Here is a 256-nt window from a genome sequence, read left to right as displayed (position 1 = left end):
CTTCAAGACTCGCTAATGCACTTCCATCTTTGCGAAGTATTGCAATCGCACTTTCCATAGTCAGTTGTTTACCATCCATGTTATCTGGATCATATCCCCCTAAAGCAAGTAATGCGATTAACGCTTCTTCTTCAGTAGGTGCTTCCGTATTCGGTAAGAAGTGACCAGGATAAGAATCAAGCATAACGAGTAATTCTACTTCTTCCCCTTCATTTTGTAGTTGCGCCGCCATTGCATGAACAACATTACCTCCAAG

1 protein-coding gene is annotated in these 256 nt (G+C 42.2%); it reads right to left on the bottom strand.

Going from position 1 to position 256, the window contains the following annotated elements; all coding sequences use genetic code 11:
• Positions 1-256: thioesterase domain-containing protein (locus JDS96_RS31260; protein WP_199669172.1), on the bottom strand; the 256-nt coding region annotated here is incomplete at both ends.

The organism is Bacillus cereus group sp. N21 (assembly GCF_016483395.1).
GTDB lineage: Bacteria > Bacillota > Bacilli > Bacillales > Bacillaceae_G > Bacillus_A > Bacillus_A pseudomycoides.
The sequence above is the reverse complement of the archived record's forward strand: the minus strand, read 5'-3'. Positions and strand labels throughout refer to the sequence as shown.